This is a genomic window from Nocardia neocaledoniensis, assembly GCF_029868625.1.
GTDB lineage: Bacteria > Actinomycetota > Actinomycetes > Mycobacteriales > Mycobacteriaceae > Nocardia > Nocardia neocaledoniensis_A.
The window spans coordinates 1-2,857 of record NZ_JARWOJ010000313.1; the positions used below are offsets into that span (position 1 = coordinate 1).

The window sequence follows — 2,857 nt, forward strand, 5'->3', positions numbered from 1 at the left end:
GCCGACCCCCGAGGACTCCCCCACCCGCCCCACCAATCCCTCCGGCGCGAGCAAGCTGGCCATCGACCACGCGATCACCTCTTCCGCGGCGGCGCACGGCCTGGCCGCGACCAGCCTGCGCTATTTCAATGTGGCGGGCGCCTCTGGGGTTTCAACCCCCCCCACCGCCCCGGTCCGTCACGGGGGGGGGGGGCCTTTCGTGGTGGATCAGTTGGCCGGGGTGCCCGCCGGCGCCGAGGCGACGGCCTTCGGCTTCTCGGCCCACACGGTGGTGCCCTCGGGCGCCTGCATGACGTTGAGCAGCTCGATGCCCGCGGCCAGCATGGTCGGACCGCCGATGGCGATCATGCCCAGGATGCCGCCGACAGCGGCGCCCAGCGGCAGACCCGCGAGGCAGCCGACACCGAACAGCGGCAGACCGAAGACGCAGCCGACCACGGCGCCGATGGCGGTGCCGACGAAGGTGCCGATGGCGGTGCCGATGCTGAACTTGCTGGAGAAGTCGTTGATCGCCTTCTGGTTCTCCTGCGCCGAGGCGATCGGGTCGGCCTTGAGGACCGGCTTCACGCCGACCGGCTCGGTGCCGACCTGGAGGCCCTCCGGCTTCTCCGGGGTCAGCTCGAGGACGGTGTTGTCCTTGGTGACCGCCGACTTGGTCGGGATGTCGGTGCCGTTGACGGTGAAGTCGATCGGCAGCGAGACCACGGTCGCGCCGGTGGTGTCCTTGATCTCGGCGACCTTGGTCTTCGGCGCCTCGGGGGTCTCGCCGTCCTGCTCGACGATCGCGAAGGTGCCGTTCTGCAGGGTGGCGACGATGGTCTTGTCGACCAGCTTCACCGAGTACTTGATGTCCTGAGCCGCCGGAACAGGCTCAGCGTGCGCAGTCCCCAGCGACACGGTCATCGCGCCGATAACCAGTGCGGCAGCCGCAGTGGTCCTACGGAAGTTCATTCGGGTTCCAATCCATCAGGTGTGGTGCGGCGTGCGATCCTCGACATGCGAGACCCGTCAAGTAGGAACACACCGTGAGGTGTCCCTTACTTCTCCCCGAGCAGTGTGAAGACCGGCACAGCAGACAGAACAGCTGGAGCCTAATGGACCGAAACCTGGGTGGCCAGAAGGAATCTCGGTCGAGCTAGTAAGCCTGACCTTAGCTTCGGCGCAGATCACGCGCGGTTTACGGTGTTCACCAGGAGACATGGGAACCTTCGAGCAAACATTTATGTGATATTGCTCACAGGCAAAACCCAGGTCAAGCCCCAGTAAACAAGGTCAGAGCACAAATGCCGATCCTACGGTGGACACCGGTAGTTACTGGCCGGTAACTTAGCGCCGGTTACGATACGAGCCAACTGGGTGAGTCCGCTCGCCCACGACCCTCGTGTTGCCTCTAAAGAAAGGTCGCGACATGAATGCCCTGACAATCACGTTGGGCACGATTGGAGCAGTGCTCAGCCTGTTCTGTTGGGCGTCGTTCCTCGGCGGCGCATGGAAGATCGGCAGGGCCGTGACGATCGGCCAGTCCGCGCCGGACCGGTGGCGACCGTTCTTCCCGCGCTTCAAGACCATGCTCGTCGAGTTCATCGCGCATACGAGGATGAACAAGTTCCGCACCGTCGGCTGGGCGCACTGGCTGGTGATGATCGGCTTCCTGGCCGGCGCGCAGTTCTGGTTCATGGCCTACGGCCAGACCTTCGACCCCACCTGGTCGTGGCCGTTCATCGGCGAGACCTGGTGGTTCCATCTCGGTGACGAGATCCTCGGCGTCGGCACCGTCGTCGGCATCGCGACGCTGATGATCATCCGCCAGCTGAACCACCCGCGCCTGCCCGCGCGCCTGTCGCGCTTCAGCGGCTCGAAGTTCGGTCCCGCGTACTTCGTCGAGTGGGTCGTGCTCACCGAGGGCATCGGCATGGTGCTGGTGAAGGCCGGTGTGCTGTCGCTGACCGGGCACTCCACCTGGACCGACCCGATCACCGGGCAGATCGCCAAGATCATCCCGGCCAACGTCACGCTGATCTCGATCTTCGCGTTCGTGAAGCTGATGTCCGGCATGGTCTGGCTGTTCGTGGTCGGCCGCAACATCACCTGGGGCGTGGCCTGGCACCGGTTCTCGGCCTTCCCGAACATCTACTTCAAGCGTGAGGCCGACGGTGGCGTCGCCCTCGGCGCGGCCAAGCCGATGATGTCCAACGGCAAGGTTCTCGACATGGAGAACGTCGACCCCGATGTCGACAACCTCGGCGTCGGCCGCATGGAGGACTTCTCCTGGAAGGGCTGGCTGGACTTCTCCACCTGCACCGAGTGCGGTCGCTGCCAGTCGCAGTGCCCCGCCTGGAACACCGGTAAGCCGCTCTCGCCCAAGCTGCTGATCATGTCGCTGCGCGACCACGGTTACGCCGCCGCCCCGTACCTGCTGGCCGGTGGCCGCAAGGATCCCGGTGGCGACGAGATCGGTCTGGTCGACGCCGACGGCAAGCCCGACGAGGCGAAGCTGGCCAAGATCTCCGAGGCCGCTCGCGCCGAGGCGGAGCGTCCGCTCATCGGTGCCGAGGACGTCCACGGCGTCATCGACCCCGAGGTCCTGTGGAGCTGCACCACCTGTGGCGCCTGTGTCGAGCAGTGCCCGGTCGATATCGAACACGTCGACCACATCATCGACATGCGCCGCTACCAGGTGTTGATCGAGTCGGAGTTCCCCTCCGAGCTGGCCGGACTGTTCAAGAACCTCGAGAACAAGGGCAACCCCTGGGGCCAGAACTCCAAGGACCGCCTGAACTGGATCAAGGAAGTCGACTTCGACATCCCCGTCTTCGGCCAGGACGCCGACAGCTTCGACGGCTACGAATACCTGTTC

At 65.1% G+C, this 2,857-nt stretch carries 2 protein-coding genes and 1 pseudogene; 2 read left to right on the forward strand and 1 reads right to left on the reverse strand.

The window, feature by feature from the left end:
- Positions 1–148: pseudogene (locus tag QH270_RS23375) on the forward strand (NAD-dependent epimerase/dehydratase family protein); the annotation flags it as partial.
- A gap of 59 nt (positions 149–207) precedes the next feature.
- Here QH270_RS23375 and QH270_RS23380 read toward each other — a convergent pair.
- Complete coding sequence (locus QH270_RS23380) at positions 208–951, reverse strand: hypothetical protein (protein WP_233001223.1); 744 nt, start codon at positions 949–951, stop codon at positions 208–210.
- 457 nt (positions 952–1,408) lie between these two features.
- Here QH270_RS23380 and QH270_RS23385 point away from each other — a divergent pair.
- On the forward strand, positions 1,409–2,857 hold a 1,449-nt coding region (locus QH270_RS23385; protein ID WP_280346193.1), incomplete at its 3' end, for a (Fe-S)-binding protein.